The organism is uncultured Gulosibacter sp., from assembly GCF_963509965.1.
Taxonomy (GTDB): Bacteria; Actinomycetota; Actinomycetes; order Actinomycetales; family Microbacteriaceae; genus Gulosibacter.
In genome coordinates, this window is record NZ_CAUPDE010000001.1 from 284724 (window position 1) to 300841 (window position 16118).

The following is a 16118-nucleotide window of genomic DNA, read 5'->3' on the forward strand; positions in this document are numbered from 1 at the left end:
GCTAGTCTAACCGCGACTTCGCCGAGGTGATGCGCTCGCGCCCCGTGAGATCGCGGTGAGTTTGCGACCGCTGCAGCCCGGCCGCGGCAAACAGTTCGCGCACTCGCTCGCCCTGCCGTTCGGTGTGTTCAACAATAATCGCTCCGCCCGGCCGCAATAGTCGCGCCGCCTCATCGGCCAGTTGCCGAATATCGTCGAGTCCGTCAGGGCCGGAATACAGCGCGGTCTCGGGGTCAAACAGTCGTACCTCTGGGTCGTGTGGAACTTCCCGCTCGGGGACATAGGGCGGGTTTGTTACCAACAAATCCACCGAGTTGTTGGCGAGTTCTGTAAGCAGCTGGTGCCAATCACCAAAATGCATCCTCACACTCGGGGCGATCGAGCTGACGTTTCGGCGCAACCACGGCCAGGCGTGCGGTGACGCTTCGACCGCCGTCACCCTGGCATCCGGAAGTTCTGTCGCAATGGCAATAGCAATCGCTCCCGATCCCGACCCCAGATCGTAAATTACTGGCACGTTATTAGAGCCGCGGGCGGTATCGACAGCGAGTGTTACGAGCGTTTCGGTTTCGGGACGCGGAATAAACACTCCCGGCCCCACAGCAAGTTCGTGCCCATAAAATCCGGCGGTGCCGGTGAGATATTGCAGCGGGATGCGCCGGCTCCGCTGTCGGATAAAACCCCGAATGCGCTGCAACTGCACCGCAGTGGGTCGGCGGTCAAGCAAGCGAGCCAGTTCAAGATCGCCCCGGCTGCATTCAAGCGCCGCGGCTATGGTGATCTCGGCTTCTTCTGGTGCAAGACCCGCGGCAACGAGCGTTGACCGAGCTTGAGAAATGAGTTCGGCAATGGCCGGGGTGGCGTCGGAAGAGCTCATGGGCATATTCTCGCAGTCGCAGCAGCTGCGTGATCGTCGCAACGTGACTTCGCGTGACATTCCACACGCGAAAAACAGTTCTGTTTGCAACCATAATGGGAACACAAAAGAAAGGTCACCCCATGGCAGCGATCTATCGCGACATTACCGAGACCATCGGCGGTACTCCGCTGGTACGGCTTAACCGCGTCAACGAGACCGACGCGAATATTCTGGCCAAACTTGAGTTTTTCAACCCCGCATCGAGCGTGAAAGACCGTCTCGCCTGGGGCATTGTCCGAGCGGCAGAACGCTCCGGCCAGTTGCAGCCGGGTGGCACCATTATCGAGGGAACTTCGGGCAATACCGGTATCGCCCTGGCGGCGATCGGCGCTGCTCGCGGCTACCGCGTAATTATCGCGATGCCCGAAACCATGTCGGTTGAACGCCGCCAGATTATGCGCGCCTTCGGCGCCGAGCTCGTACTCACCCCCGGCCCCGAGGGTATGCGTGGTGCGGTGGCAAAGGCGCAGCAGCTGCATGACGAAATCGACGGCTCGATTCTTGCTAACCAGTTCGAGAACGAGGCGAACGCCGAGATTCACCGCGAAACTACCGCCGAAGAAATCTGGAATGATACCGACGGCGAGGTTGATGTCGTGGTTGCCGGAGTGGGCACCGGGGGCACTATCACCGGTGTGGCGCAGGTATTGAAACAGCGCAAGCCGCAGGTACGCATCGTCGCCGTCGAGCCGGCCGACTCACCGCTTCTGAGCGAGGGCAAGGCAGGCCCGCACAAGATTCAGGGTATCGGTGCGAATTTCGTGCCCGAGGTGCTCGACCGTGAACTCATCGATGAGGTCATCCCGGTATCGCTGGAAGATTCGGTGCGCATCTCGCGCGATGCGGCCGTGCGTGAAGGTATTTTTGCCGGTATTTCTGCCGGTGCGAATCTCTGGGCCGCCCTGCAGGTGGCAGCTCGCCCCGAGCATGCTGGCAAAAACATTGTGGTGATCGTGCCCGACACTGGTGAGCGCTACCTGTCGAGCGTACTGTTCGACGATCTTCGCGCATCAAGTGAAAGCTAAACATGTCGATTTCTCCCCGCTGCCCGTGCACCGCAGCACCCCGTCATTCGCGCATCGATGAGTTTTTTCGACGTGTGCGCGAAGACATTTTCGCGGTGCAGCGGGCAGACCCGGCAGCGCGCAGCAAGCTGTCGATTGTCGTTAACTATTCGGGTCTGCACGCGTTATGGCTGCATCGTGCCGCTCACGCACTGTGGCGCCTACCCGGTGGCAAGCTTCCGGCTCGGATGCTCTCGCAGTTCTCGCGATTTCTCACCGGGGTCGAGATTCACCCGGCAGCTCGCATCGGCCGCAGACTCTTCATCGACCACGGTATGGGGGTTGTGATAGGTGAGACCGCCGAGATAGGCGACGACTGCGTCATCTATCACGGGGTAACTCTTGGTGGCGTATCAACCAAGCAGGTCAAACGCCACCCCACTATCGGTGATCGGGTGCTGATCGGCGCCGGGGCGAAGCTGCTCGGCCCAATCACGATCGGTGACGACTGTCGGGTGGGCGCCAATGCGGTGGTGAATCGGAATGCACCCGCGAACTCGCTCGTGGTGGGTATCCCGGCAAAGCCTCGCCCGCTCAAGCCCCGCAGCCACAGCGAGCACCGCCCGATCGTGCCCGACTCGTGGGTTATCTAGCGAGGCTGCCAGCAAGCGCGTGCAGCGCGCAAAAACACCAGTGGCCACGGTTCCGCATGGTTCCATGGCCACTATGTTCTGTGTTCAGCGGGTGTGCATCGCTAGGCGTCTTCCTGCCCCGATAGGGATGCCAGGCGAGCCTCCTCATCAGCGTGAATTGCCGATTCGATAACCGGCCCGAGCGCTCCATCCATCACCTGGTCGAGGTTGTATGCCTTGTACCCGGTGCGGTGATCGGCGATGCGGTTTTCGGGAAAGTTGTAGGTGCGGATACGTTCCGAACGGTCCATCGAGCGGATCTGTGAGGCGCGCATCCCCGCTTCAGCCTCAGCGAGCTCCTCCTGTTGTTTGGCAAGCAGTCGAGCCTGCAGCACGCGCATAGCGGCGGCCCGGTTCTGGATCTGCGACTTCTCGTTCTGCATCGAAACCACAATGCCGGTGGGCAGGTGGGTGATGCGCACTGCCGAGTCGGTGGTGTTCACCGATTGACCGCCAGGGCCCGATGATCGATAGACGTCAATCTTCAGGTCGTTGGGGTCGATGTTGATTTCTTCGGGCTCGTCAACTTCGGGGAACACCAGCACACCGGTGGTCGAGGTGTGAATGCGGCCCTGCGACTCGGTGGCAGGCACGCGCTGCACACGGTGCACGCCACCTTCATATTTGAGCGACGCCCACACACCATCGGCCGGCTCATTCGAGGTGGATTTAATTGCGACTTGCACCGACTTGTAGCCGCCAAGATCCGACTCGGCTTTGTCGAGCAGTTCGACCTTCCAGCCGCGACCTTCGGCATAGTGCGTGTACATGCGCAGCAGGTCGGCAGCAAATAGCGCCGACTCTTCGCCACCTTCGCCGCCCTTGATCTCCATGATTACGTCACGGCCATCATCCGGGTCGCGTGGGATGAGTAGACGCCGCAGCTTCTCGTGCTGCTCGTCAAGCTGCTGCGAGATGGCCTCGGCCTCATCAGCAAACATTTCGTCTTCGCGGGCAAGCTCGTTCGCGGCTTCAAGATCGTCGTGTAGCGATGACAGCTTGTCGTCGGCGGCGAGAATCTGCGAGAGTTCGGCGTAGCGCCGGTTGACCTTCTTCGCGCGGGCCGGATTGGCGTGCAGTTCGGGGTCGGCGAGTTGTTCCTGTAGCTCGGCGTGTTCGTCGCGCAGCAGGCCTACCGATTCAGCAAATTCATTCGGGGTGCTCATGCACGCACCGCCAGACTTGCTTCGCGGCTCACCGCGGCGACAAACTCTTCGTTCGTAGCAGTGGATGAAAGCCGTTCAAGCACCGATTCAAGCGACACCTGGGCATCGTCACCGAGGGCGCGGCGAATCTTCCACGTGGCCGCGAGCTCGGCGTCACTCAGCAGGTCTTCTTCGTGCAGTGTCGACGACTGCTGGATATCAACAGCCGGGAAGATGCGCTTATCGGCGATGGCCCGCGACAAACGCAGTTCCATATTTGCGGTGCCCGCGAACTCTTCGAGGATGACCTCGTCGGTGCGAGAACCGGTTTCGACCATCGCGGTGGCGAGGATCGTCAGCGAACCACCGTTTTCGACATTGCGGGCTGCACCAAAAAAGGTCTTCGGCAGATACAGCGCTGAGGCATCCACGCCGCCATCGATGATGCGCCCCGAACCGGGTGCGGCGATGTTGTAAGCGCGGCACAGCTGCGTGAGCGAGTCGAGCAGCACCACCACGTCGAGACCGAGCTCGACCAGACGCTTGGCACGCTCGATGGCGAGCTCGGCGATGGTGGTGTGGTTTTCAGCTGGCATATCAAAGGTCGACGACACGACCTCGCCGTTAATCATGCGCTCGAGTCGCGTGACCTCCTCAGGCCGCTCGCCCACCAGCACGAGCATCAGGTGCGCATCCGATTCGTTTTGCGCCACGGCGCTTGCGACGCGTTCGAGCATGATCGACTTTCCCGACTTCGGCGGCGCCACGATGATGCCGCGAGTTCCCTTACCGATCGGGGCAAACAGGTCGACCATTCGCTGTGCGGCGTGACCGCCGGGGGTTTCGAGTCGGAGCCGGTCAACCGGATACAGCGGCGTGAGTGTGTCGAATTCGGGACGCTTCGAGCTCTGTTCGGGAGTCTGGCCGTTAATCGTGTCGATCTTTGCCAGCGCGTTATATTTCTGGCGCCCACCCTGGTGTTCACCCTCCCGCGGCTGACGAATCGCGCCCACAATAGCGTCGCCCTTGCGCAGACCGTATTTTTTTACCTGGCCCAGCGAGACATACACGTCGTTGGCACCGGGAAGATAACCCGAGGTGCGCACGAACGCGTAGTTGTCGAGCACGTCGAGGATGCCCGCGATTGGCAGCAGCACATCGTCTGGTGCGATCTCTGGGTCGGCGTCGTCGCGACGGTTGCGGCTGCGTTGGCGCTGCTGGTTCTGGTTCGAGTCATCGTTGCGATTACGGCTACGGCTGCGGCTGCGCTTACGACCGTTACCAGCATGTTCCTGCTGTTTGTCGGCGTCGCTTTCAGCCTCGCCACCCGAGTCGTCATCACGTGCCGGTGGCAGCACGATGTCGTCGAGTGTCTGCGGGCTCGATGCGTCATCACCCTTCGATGACTTCGAGGTGTCGCCATCACCGGCATCACTTTGGTTGCGTTTCTTTGATTTATTCGACTTCGATTTCTTCCGACCCCGGTCGCCGCCGTTGCCGTCCTTCGCTTCGTTTTCGGCAGGCTTGTTCGCCTCGGCCTTGTTTTGCTTCGCGTCGGCAGCTGGCTGCTCAGCCGCGTCGGCTGTGTCGGGCTTGTTATCGTGCCCAGAGTGGTCGGTACGGCCGCGCTGATTCTCTGATTCGGTCTCGGCAGCGACCGTTACGCGACGGCGTGGCTGACGGGTTGAAGTCGGCTCGGCGTCGGCGCTGTGCGGCCCGGTTTTCTCGTTACCCGCTGCGGCCGCGGACTGGCTTGCAGAGCTCTGGCTCGTGTCTGGCTGGCTTTCGCCGCGCGCTTTTTCGATTACTTCAATCAGCTGGCTTTTACGCAGCCGGGCGGCACCCTTAATGCCCATTTCGGCGGCAAGTGCCTGCAAATCAGCAACTCGCATTGAGGTCAGTGCGCGTGTCTGAGTTTCGTTGTGTTCAGTCATGTGTTGGTGTTCTCGTCCTGTTATGAGGAAATGCGAGTCGGTACTCGAATGGAACGCGTCAAAGCGCCACCGGACAGATCGTCCGCAAGAACTGCGGTATCGGCCTCGCGATCAGATGTTTCGACATTCGCAACCGCTGCCGCAAGCGGCAGGGGTTACGCACCCACCGACGATGTCGTGAGATTCGAAACTACGTCTACTGTAGCACCCAGCGTGTCTACGGCGGTCATAATTGCCTGCCAGCGAGTGTCCTGTCGCTCACTCGCAATACGCTCCGCAACCAGTCTGTCGGCCGGGTCGTTGCATATCACCAGCACGCTCGGCCCAGCTCCCGAGACCACCGCCGGCAGCCTCGCTGCCCGCAGCTGGTCAATCAGAAGTTTCGTTTTCGGCATGGCCGAAGCGCGGTAGCTCTGGTGAAGACGGTCTTCGGTGGCGTCGAGCAACACCTCGGGGCTCTGCGTGAGCGCCGCAACCAGCAGCGCCGAACGCGAGAGATTAAAGATCGCATCGGCGTGCGGCACCTGATCGGGCTGCAGCGAGCGCGCCACGGCGGTCGACATGGTTTCTTCGGGAACCAGCACCACCAGCGACACACCGCGGTCGACCGCAAGCTGCTTCGAACGCGGCTCACCTTCGGAGTCGATCCACGCGATCGTCAACCCACCAAACAGGCAGGGCGCAACATTGTCGGGATGTCCCTCAAGCTCGGTTGCGATGTTGAGCAGCTGATCTTCGGTGACGGTGACCTGATCGGCCACGAGACCGGCTGCAGCACACACGCCGGCAACAATCGCGGCGCCGGATGATCCGAGCCCCCGACCGTGCGGGATCGTGTTGTGGGCCCGCAACCGCAGGCCCGGGTGTGCAAAGCCAAGCCGGTCAAGTGCCGTATAGATCGAACGCACCACGAGGTGGCGCTCATCCAGTGGCACGTCGCCCTCGCCAACACCGGTGACCTGGATATCAATTTCACCGGCCGGTAGTGCCTGCACCTCTACCTCGTCATAGCGCGCGAGCGCCAATCCGAGGGTGTCGAAGCCGGGGCCGAGGTTGGCGCTGGTGGCGGGTACTCGCACCGCTACGGTGCGCCCCTGCGTAACCCGGTTCATGCGCGCATACCGAGCATTTCGGCAACCGCTGCGGTGTCGGCATCAACAACCGTCGGGGTGACGTCGTTGCCGTTGAGGTCGCGCAGCGCCCACTGCGGGTCTTTCAAACCGTGACCGGTGACGGTGAGCACACAGCGTGAACCGGCGGGGATATTGCCCTTGGCGGATTCAGACAGCAGGCCAGCCACTGAGATCGCTGAGGCAGGTTCTACGAACACACCGGTTTCTGCGGCGAGGATGCGCTGCGCGGCGAGAATTTCGTTGTCGTCAAACATGCCGAAAAAGCCGTCAGTTTCGTCGCGTGCCTCGAGTGCCAATCGCCACGATGCAGGGTTTCCGATGCGGATCGCTGAGGCGATCGTCTCGGGATCGGTGACGATCTCACCGCGCACAATGGGTGCGGATCCCGAGGCCTGGAATCCAAACATCCGCGGCAGCTTGGTTGATTTACCGGCCTCACGGTATTCGCGGTAGCCGCGCGTGTAGGCGGTGTAGTTACCCGCGTTCCCAACCGGAATGAAGTGGAAGTCGGGAGCGTCACCGAGCACGTCGATAATCTCGAACGAAGCGGTCTTCTGCCCCTCAATACGGTCGTTATTGACCGAGTTAACCAGGTGCACCGGGTAGTGCTCGTCGAGTTCGCGGGCGATGCGCAGGCAGTCGTCAAAGTTGCCGCGCACCTGCAGCAGTTCGGCACCATGGATGATCGCCTGCGACAGCTTACCCATCGCAATCTTGCCCTCGGGCACCAACACGGCCGACTTAATCCCGGCATATCCCGCATAGGCCGCGGCCGAAGCTGAGGTGTTTCCGGTGGAGGCGCAGACCACTACTTTCGCGCCGTGTTCGACTGCCTTCGATACCGCCATGGTCATACCGCGGTCTTTGAACGAACCGGTGGGATTCATCCCCTCAAACTTCACGTACACATCCGCGCCACTGCGACGCGAAAGTGAAGGCGACGGGATGAGCGGCGTACCGCCCTCCCCTAGTGTGACGATCGGCGTGGCGTCGCTCACATCGAGGTACTCAGCGTATTCGCGGATAACTCCCTGCCATTGCTTGGCCATGTCTTTTCCTCACCGCGCTATTCAGTAGCGCTCATTTAAATTTGCCGCTCGTTGCGGTTGGGGTGGGCTGGCTATTCGCCCTCAACCCGAAGTACGCCGGCAACCCGGTCGACTGTCGGCATCTGCTCCAGTGATTCGACCAGCGCGCCCAAAGCTCCCTCGGGTGCGCGATGCGTACCGATTACCAGCGTAGCGCTCGAATCGTCATCCTCGCCCGGCTGCTGCGTGAGGGTCGCCACCGACACACCGTGTTCGTTGAAGCACTGGGCGATTTCGGCAAGCACGCCACGTTCGTCATTCACTTGCAACGAGATCTGATAGGCGGTTTCGATTGCGCTGATATCAATCACCGGCAGATCGGCGGCCATCGATTCTCCGAGCCCGGGGCCGCCCATCAGGTGACGGCGGGCCGCCGAGATCAGGTCGCCGAGCACCGCCGACGCGGTCTGCACTCCCCCGGCGCCGGCACCGTAAAACATCAGCGGGCCAGCCGCCGCTGCCTCAACGAAAATAGCGTTATTGCCGCCGTGCACGCTCGCCAGTGGGTGGTGTTTCGGAACGAGTGCGGGATACACGCGAGCTGAAACTCGTTCGGTATCGCCGTCGACGATGCGTTCACAGATAGCCAGCAATTTCACCACATAGCCGGCAGCGTCGGCATCAGCGATCTGCTTCGCGGAGACCTCGGTGATGCCCTCGCGGTACACCTCGTCAACCGGCACCTGGGTGTGGAAACCAATTGATGCGAGAATCGCGGCCTTCTGCTGCGCGTCATAGCCGCCGATATCAGCGGTGGGGTCGGCCTCGGCGTAACCGAGCTCGGTGGCGATCTCAAGCGAACGTGCGAAGCTGTCACCGCTGGTGTGCATCCGGTCGAGAATGAAGTTGGTGGTACCGTTCACGATGCCGAGGATCCGGTCAATCCGATCACCAGCGAGGTTCTCACGCAGCGGTCGGATGATCGGAATCGCGCCACCGACGGCGGCCTCATAGTAGAGCTGCGCGCCAACCCGCTCGGCGAGGCCAAATAGTTCGCTACCGTGATGCGCGAGCAGCGCCTTGTTGGCGGTGATGACATCGGCACCCGACTCGAGCGCCAGCTTGATCAGTTCGCGGGCCGGTTCGATACCACCCATGAGCTCCACCACAATCTCTGATTGCAGGATGAGTTCACGCGCGTTGTCAGTGAACAGCTCTTTCGGTAGGTCGGTGTCGCGCGGGGCAGCAACATCACGAACCGCGATGCCCACCAATTCGAGTTCAGCACCACCGGTGCGCTGGGCAAACTCTTCCCGCTGCTCGAGCAGCAGGCGAGCCACCTGGCTACCAACAGAACCGGCGCCAAGCAGGGCAACTTTCACCGTGCGGTTGCTAATCATGGGTGTTCCTCCGAGGTCGATGCGGTGTCGGCCGCGAGCAGGTCTTCGATGGTGATGCGGCGCACTAGCGTGCGTGACTTACCGTCACGCACCGCCACCATGGCGGGGCGATCAAAGTAGTTGTAGTGGCTTGCCATGGCGAAGCAATAGGCACCGGTGGCGGGCACAGCGAGAATATCTCCGTAGCTGACGTCGCCGGGCAAATAGTCGGCGTACACGACGATATCGCCCGATTCGCAGTGGCTGCCAACCACGCGCACGAGCTGCAGTGGCGCATCCGATTCGCGGGTGGCCAAACGCACGCAGTAGTCGGCACGGTACATGGCGGGGCGGGCGTTATCGCTCATACCGCCATCCACCGACACATATCGGCGCACAGCCGGACTGCCACACTCATCGCTGACTGTCACATCCTTGGTGACGCCCACCCGATAGAGTGTGACACCCGCCGGCCCGGCGATCGAGCGGCCCGGCTCAAATGTCACAAGCGGCAGATCAGTGCCGGTGTCTTCGCAGGCACGCGCCACCTCGGCGGCGATACCACGTGCAAGCTCGGTCAGTGGCAGCGGCCGGTCGCTCGGCAGATAGGCGATCCCAAAACCGCCACCGAGGTTCACTTCGGGCACCGGGCCACCATCGAGCAGTTCGGCGCGCAAGCGCATGAGCCGGTCGGCGGCGGCGCCGAAACCCTCAGCCGAGTAGATCGATGAGCCGATATGTGAGTGCAGGCCGCGAAACTCGAGCGCCTCGTGTGCCCGAATCTTTGCGACTGCCTCGGTTGCGCTCGCGATCGTGATACCGAACTTCTGGTCTTCGTGGCTCGTGGCGAGATACGAGTGTGTATCCGCATGAATACCCGAGTTGATGCGCAGCAGCACCGCCTGCCGTTTTCCAAGCTCCGCAGCCACACTGGCGAGCCGGTCAATCTCGACAAACGAGTCGATAATCACCGTGCCAACGCCCACCTCAACCGCGCGAGCGAGCAGCGCATCCGACTTGTTATTACCGTGCAGACCGATCGTCTCGGGGTTGATTCCGGCCGCCAGCGCCACCTCAAGCTCACCCGCCGAGGCCACGTCCAGCCCCAGTCCGGCCTGCTGCATCCAGCGGGCAATATCGACGCTCAAAAGCGCCTTCGATGCGTAGTGCAGCTGCACCTGAGCGCCAATAGCGTTGAAAGCCTCAGTGAATGCTGTCAGGGCGGCTGCGGCCCGCGCACGGAGGTCTTCTTCGTCGATGACATACAGGGGTGAGCCGTGTCGCTCAAGCAGCTCAGACGCGCGCACACCACCGATGGTCAGCTCGCCTGCCGCATCACGCTCGGCGGTCGCCGGCCAAACACCCGTGTTGAGTTCGCGCGCGACCGCCGGGTCTAGCCACTGCGGGGCGAGGGGGTTTACCGCGTCAGACTCTGAAAAGCACACCCGACAATCTTAGCCAGAGCAAAGCGCGCCCTCGTCTGCAGTGACTGATTGCGTAATGTGGCCGGTGGGCGGTGGCACGCTAGCACGAGCTTTCGCCACTGTCAGCACCAAAGCGCGCAAATCGTCCAATCGGCAGGGTGCCACCGGGAACCGCCTCGATCAGTTCGCGAGTGTAGTCGGTAGTAGGGCTGCCGAAGATATCGTCGGCCGATCCCTGCTCCACAACGCGTCCCTGCTGCATCACCACGATATCGTCGGCGTTCTCGCGCACTACCGCTAGGTCGTGCGTGATGAACAGGTACGACAGCGAGAGTTCTTGCTGCAGTTCGTTGAGCAACCGAAGAATCTGGTCTTGCACCAGCACGTCGAGCGCCGATACTGCCTCGTCGAGCACGATCACTTCGGGTCGCAGTGCCAGAGCACGCGCAATTGCCACACGCTGGCGCTGACCGCCCGAAAGTTCGTGCGGGTAGCGGCGCATCGCAGATTTTGGAAGCGCCACCATATCGAGTAACTCGCCCACGAGCTTTTCCCGTGCGGCACGACCTCCGCCCACCCGGTGCGTGCGCAGTGGCTCATCGATCACCCGAAACACCGAGTAGGTGGGGTCGAGTGAACCGTAGGGGTTCTGGAAGACCACCTGCATGCGCCGGCGCATCGCCAACGTTGCTGTGCGAGACATCTTGGTGATGTCTTGGCCGTCGAACAGGATGCTGCCACTGGTTGGTTCGAGCAGTTTCAGCACCATATTCGCCACGGTTGATTTACCAGAACCTGATTCACCAACCACCGCGAGCGTTGACCCTCTGCGCAGTTTGAACGACACATCGTCAACGGCTCGAAAGACCCTGTTTTTTGCTCCCCGTATGGGGAACTCCTTGACGAGATTGTTCACCTCGATCACGGCATTTTTTTCACCGTGCACATCGATTGCTTCGGTGAGGGCGATGGGGTCGATGCCCTTCTGCACGGCCCGGATGCGCGCGCTAGACAGCGACGGCGCCGCATCGACCAGGCGCTGCGTGTAAGGATGCTGCGGGTCGGTGAGGATCTCGAGGCTCGGACCCGACTCCACCACGCGGCCGCGGTGCATCACCACCAGATGCGAGGCGCGTTCGGCAGCCAGTCCGAGGTCGTGCGTGATGAAGAGCACCGCAGTGCCGCGCGAGTCGGTGAGCGTTTCGAGATGATCGAGGATGCGGCGCTGCACCGTCACATCGAGCGCGCTGGTCGGTTCATCCGCAATCAGCAGTTTCGGGTCGGCGGCCAGACCGATTGCGATCAGCGCGCGTTGACGCATCCCGCCCGAAAACTCGTGCGGAAACTGGCGTGCGCGACTTGCGGCATCGGGCAGTCCCGCTTCGCCCAGCACTTCTACCGCGCGCTTTTTCGCCTGTGCTGGGGCGGTGCCATTGGCTACCAGCGCCTCCTCCACCTGGGTGCCGATACGCCACACCGGGTTGAGGTTCGACATTGGGTCTTGCGGGATCATGCCGATCTCGCTCCCCCGCATCGCCACCAGCTGCTGTTTGGTCAGATGCGTGATGTCGCGTCCGTTGAACTCGATTGAACCGCCTACCACTCGGCCGGTTCCTGGCAGCAGTCCGATGATGGCGGCGGCCAGGGTTGATTTGCCCGAACCCGATTCGCCCACAATCGCCACCGACTGGCCCGGATAGATAGTGAGGTTCGCTTTCCGAACCGCGGCGACAGTGCCGGTGGATGATTGGAACGCGACCTCGAGATCGGTGAGCTGCAGTAGTGGTGTCTCGGTCATCGTTTCACCGACTTCGGGTTGAGCGCATCGCGCACCACGTCGCCCATCATGATGAAGCTGAGCACGGTGAGCGCCAATGCAATTGACGGGAAGAAAAGCACCATCGGGTCGGTGCGAATCGAGGTCTGTGCCTTGGCGATATCGCCGCCCCACGAGACCACATCCGGTGGCAGCCCCAGACCGAGGAACGACAGTGTCGCTTCGGCAACAATGAACGTGCCCAGTGCCACGGTTGCGTAGACAATGATTGGTGCGGCGGCGTTCGGGAGCACATGCCCGACAAGGATGCGCCACTCAGGTACACCGATAGCGCGGGCGGCCGAAACGTATTCACCATTTTTGGTTTCGAGCACCGCGCCGCGAGTGATGCGGGCAATCTGCGGCCAACCGAAGGCCGCTAGCACCACCGCCACCATAACGACGTTGCGCGCATCCTTAAACATCTGCATGAACACGATGGCGCCTAGCACGAACGGCACCGCAAAGAAAATGTCGGTGAGTCGTGACAGTAGCGAGTCGAGCCAGCCGCCAATGTAACCGGCGAGCGCTCCGAACACCACACCAATGACAGTGACGATTGCGGTCGAGAGCAGACCCACCGCCACTGAGGTGCTGGTGCCGTGCACGATGCGCGACATGATGTCGCATCCCTGCCGATCGAAACCGAGCGGATGCGCGCCGCTCGGATCGCCCAGTGAGTTGCTGAGTTCACAGAAGCGTGGGTCGGCGGGGGCAAAAACACTCGGCATGAGCGCAACGATCACCACGACGGCGATGATGGTGCTTGACAACCAGAACAGCGGCCGTCGACGCATGATGTGCCAGGCTTCGCCGAGCATCGACCGGGGCGCCGACTCGTCTTGTACCGCGTCGACGGCCCCCAAACCGGTTTCATCGGTTTCGGCGACCCAGCGCTGTTGGCCCGGTCGCGGCCCATTCGAGTTCGATTGTAGATCATTCATAGCGGATCCTCGGGTCGAGTGCGGCGTAGAGCAGGTCGACGATCAGGTTGGCCAGGATGTATACGAGCACCAGCACGGTTGTAAAGGAGACCACCGTTGTGGTTTCGCCCTTGAGGATGGCCTGGTAGAGCGTGCCGCCGACACCATTAATCGAGAAGATTCCTTCGGTGACGATTGCTCCGGCCATGAGCGCTCCAAGGTCACCACCAAGGAAGGTGGCTACTGGAATCAGCGAGTTACGCAGCACGTGTCGACCGAAGACTTTGTGTTCGGGAAGGCCCTTTGCGCGTGCGGTTCGCACGAAGTCGCTGGAGAGGTTTTCTGACACAGTCTGTCGGGTGAGTCGCAGCACATAGGCAAATGACACCGAGCCCAACACAATCGCCGGCATGAGCAGCGATTGAAAGTTTGGTGAGCCACCCACTGTGGTTGGCAGCCACCCAAGTTTCACGCCGATGAAAAACTGCAGCACAAAACCCACAACGAAGGTGGGAACGGCGATGAGCACGAGTGAGAGCACAAGCAGTGTTGAGTCGAATACACCGCCCTTGCGCAGACCCGCAATCATGCCGAATGCCACGCCGAAGACACCCTCGAATATGAGGGCCATGACCGCAAGTACTGCGGTCACCGGGAAGGCTTTTGCCATGACTTCAATGACGGGGCGCTGGCTGAACGTTTCGCCGAAGTCGAGCGTGAAAATGCCCTTGAGGTAGAGCAAATATTGCATGAAGAACGGCTCATCCAGGTGGTACTGGGCCCGGATACGAGCCTCAGCTGCCGGGGAGAGTCCGCGGTCGCCGCCGAGCGCTTGAACCGGGTCACCTGGCATGAGGTGTACCAGCGCGAAGATCAAGAATGTCGCGCCGAAAAATACCGGAATGATTTGGAGCAGTCGTCTGCCGAGATATCGGAGCATGTTTCGCGTCCTCTGGCACCGGAGCGGGGCCGGTTTCGTGACCGGCCCCACTCTTCAGTAGGCTATGCCTGCTAGTTCTTCGTAATCTCGTAGTAAACCGGCACCGAGTTCCAGCCGAACTTGACGTTCGAGACCGACTCGCTCCAGCCGCCGACCACGTTCGAGTACCACAGCGGGATTGACGGGAGGTCTTCCAGCAGGATCGTCTGGGCCTGCTCGAAGTGCTTGTTGGCTTCGTCTACCGAAGTTGCTTTGGCGCCTTCAGCCAGCAGCTTGTCGAACTCGAGGTTCGAGTAGTCGGTGTCGTTTGAACCGGCACCGGTTGCGTACAGCGGCGCGAGGAAGTTGTACAGACCCGGGTAGTCGGCCTGCCAACCGGTGCGGAAGGCGTTCTTGATCGAACGGTCGTTGACTTCCTGGCGTAGCTCCTTGAAGGCCGCATAGGGCTTACCCTTGGCCTCGATACCGAGATTGTTCGAAAGCTGGTTGGTCACTGCTTCGACCCAGGCCTGGTGTCCGCCGTCCGAGTTGTAACCGATTTCGAGCGTGCCACTCCACGGTGAGATCTTGTCGGCCTCAGCCCACAGTTCCTTCGCCTTTTCGGGGTTGAATTTCAGCACCTCGTTACCCGGAAGGCTGTCGCTCCAGCCATCAATTACCGGTGAGGTGAAGTCGCTCGCTGGAGTACGAGTGCCAGAGAACACTACGTCGGTGACCTCTTCACGGTTGATTGCCATCGAAATTGCTTGGCGACGCAGCTTGCCCTCCTCACCGGTGAAGTGATCGATGTTCGGGATGGTGACCGACTGGAACACCGCACTGGGCTGGTTCACCGAGCGACCGGCGAGTTCGTCTTCGTAGGTGCCGAAGGCCGAGTCAGGCAGCGCGTCAAGCACGTCGAGGTTGTTAGCGAGCAGGTCGTTGTAGGCAGCATCCTGGGTGGCGTAGAAGACGATCGAGATACCACCGTTCTTGGGAGTGCGAGGACCCTCGTAGTTGGGGTTTGGCACGAGGTCAACCTTGACGTTGTGCTCCCAACCGTCCTTAGCAAGCATGTAGGGGCCTGAGGCCAGCGGAGCGTTACCGTATGCCTCGAGGTCGTCGAATGCGACATCAGGCAGCGGCGCAAATGCCGAGTATCCCAGCCGCAGACCGAAGTCTGAGGTGGGTTCTTTGAGTTTGACGGTGAAGGTGTGCTCGTCAACCTTCTGCAGGCCCGAAAGTTCAGGCACATCCTTGCCTTCGTCTGCCGAGTAGCCCTCGATCGGTTCGAAAAAGTAGCCCGAAAGGTGACCGTTCTTCGGGTTCGCACCGTAGTTCCATGCCTTAATGAAGTTGTCGGCCTTGATTTCGGTGTCGTCCGAGAACTTCTGACCGGGCTTAATCTTGATGGTCCACTCGCTGGCATCCTCGTTGGGAGTGATCGACTCAGCCAATTCGTTCTGCACTGCACCATCAACGTCGTAGTACACGAGCGTTGCGTTGATGAGGTCGAGGATCTTACCGCCACCGACCTCATTGGTCATAGTGGGGATCAGAATGTTCTCGGGTTCGGTGCCGTTGGTGGTGACGATGGCTTCCGGGTTACCGGCGCCGCCGCTGCCCTCCGGTGCCCCGCCGCCAGAACCAGCGCAGCCGGCAAGCAACAACGAGGCAGCCAGAATTCCAGCCGTCGTTGCCAGGATACGGTTCTTTTTCACTTGTTCCTCCTTGAGCAAGTGTGCGAGCCATGACCACGGCTCTGCTCCAATGCGCCTTGTCGGCGCAACCAGTTTTGGTCG

13 protein-coding genes are annotated in these 16118 nt (G+C 61.1%); 2 read left to right on the forward strand and 11 right to left on the reverse strand.

The annotated features are described in order from the left end of the window. Position 1: 1 nt before the first annotated feature. A complete protein-coding gene (prmC, locus tag RQ865_RS01345) occupies positions 2–877 on the reverse strand; it encodes a peptide chain release factor N(5)-glutamine methyltransferase (RefSeq protein WP_311476810.1) in 876 nt (291 codons plus the stop codon). A gap of 122 nt (positions 878–999) precedes the next feature. Between prmC and cysK the strand changes: the two genes are divergently transcribed. Both cysK and epsC read left to right on the forward strand, forming a co-directional pair. Continuing rightward, positions 1000–1944, forward strand: a complete 945-nt coding sequence (gene cysK, locus RQ865_RS01350) for a cysteine synthase A (RefSeq protein ID WP_311476812.1) — start codon at positions 1000–1002, stop codon at positions 1942–1944. 2 nt (positions 1945–1946) lie between these two features. Continuing rightward, positions 1947–2576 carry a serine O-acetyltransferase EpsC gene (epsC, locus tag RQ865_RS01355; protein ID WP_311476814.1) on the forward strand — a complete coding sequence of 210 codons (630 nt, stop codon included), beginning with the start codon at positions 1947–1949 and terminating at the stop codon, positions 2574–2576. A 101-nt stretch (positions 2577–2677) separates the two neighbouring features. On the opposite strand, the gene prfA is transcribed toward epsC, so the two are convergent. From prfA to RQ865_RS01405, 10 genes are all read right to left on the reverse strand, one after another. Beyond that, the gene (prfA, locus tag RQ865_RS01360; RefSeq protein ID WP_311476816.1) at positions 2678–3781 is read right to left on the reverse strand and encodes a peptide chain release factor 1; all 1104 of its coding nucleotides are present in this window, start codon (positions 3779–3781) and stop codon (positions 2678–2680) included. After that, the gene (rho, locus tag RQ865_RS01365) at positions 3778–5694 is read right to left on the reverse strand and encodes a transcription termination factor Rho (RefSeq protein WP_311476817.1); all 1917 of its coding nucleotides are present in this window, start codon (positions 5692–5694) and stop codon (positions 3778–3780) included. The genes prfA and rho overlap by 4 nt, the downstream gene beginning before the upstream one ends. A gap of 155 nt (positions 5695–5849) precedes the next feature. Further along, positions 5850–6806: a homoserine kinase gene (gene thrB / locus RQ865_RS01370; protein WP_311476819.1), complete on the reverse strand. Its 957-nt coding sequence runs from the start codon at positions 6804–6806 to the stop codon at positions 5850–5852. Beyond that, positions 6803–7876, reverse strand: coding sequence for a threonine synthase (gene thrC, locus RQ865_RS01375; RefSeq protein WP_311476820.1), 1074 nt, complete (start codon positions 7874–7876; stop codon positions 6803–6805). The genes thrB and thrC overlap by 4 nt, the downstream gene beginning before the upstream one ends. 71 nt (positions 7877–7947) lie before the next feature. Beyond that, positions 7948–9255, reverse strand: coding sequence for a homoserine dehydrogenase (locus RQ865_RS01380; RefSeq protein WP_311476822.1), 1308 nt, complete (start codon positions 9253–9255; stop codon positions 7948–7950). Then, positions 9252–10679, reverse strand: coding sequence for a diaminopimelate decarboxylase (gene lysA / locus RQ865_RS01385; protein ID WP_311476824.1), 1428 nt, complete (start codon positions 10677–10679; stop codon positions 9252–9254). The genes RQ865_RS01380 and lysA overlap by 4 nt, the downstream gene beginning before the upstream one ends. Before the next feature lie 79 nt (positions 10680–10758). Next, a complete protein-coding gene (locus RQ865_RS01390; RefSeq protein ID WP_311476825.1) occupies positions 10759–12456 on the reverse strand; it encodes an ABC transporter ATP-binding protein in 1698 nt (565 codons plus the stop codon). Beyond that, entirely contained in the window at positions 12453–13418 is a 966-nt protein-coding gene (locus tag RQ865_RS01395; RefSeq protein WP_311476827.1) for an ABC transporter permease, read from the reverse strand. The genes RQ865_RS01390 and RQ865_RS01395 overlap by 4 nt, the downstream gene beginning before the upstream one ends. Beyond that, positions 13411–14337: an ABC transporter permease gene (locus RQ865_RS01400; RefSeq protein WP_311476829.1), complete on the reverse strand. Its 927-nt coding sequence runs from the start codon at positions 14335–14337 to the stop codon at positions 13411–13413. Before RQ865_RS01400 ends, RQ865_RS01395 begins: the two co-directional genes overlap by 8 nt. Before the next feature lie 71 nt (positions 14338–14408). Continuing rightward, positions 14409–16037: an ABC transporter substrate-binding protein gene (locus tag RQ865_RS01405; protein WP_311476831.1), complete on the reverse strand. Its 1629-nt coding sequence runs from the start codon at positions 16035–16037 to the stop codon at positions 14409–14411. Positions 16038–16118: the final 81 nt, after the last annotated feature.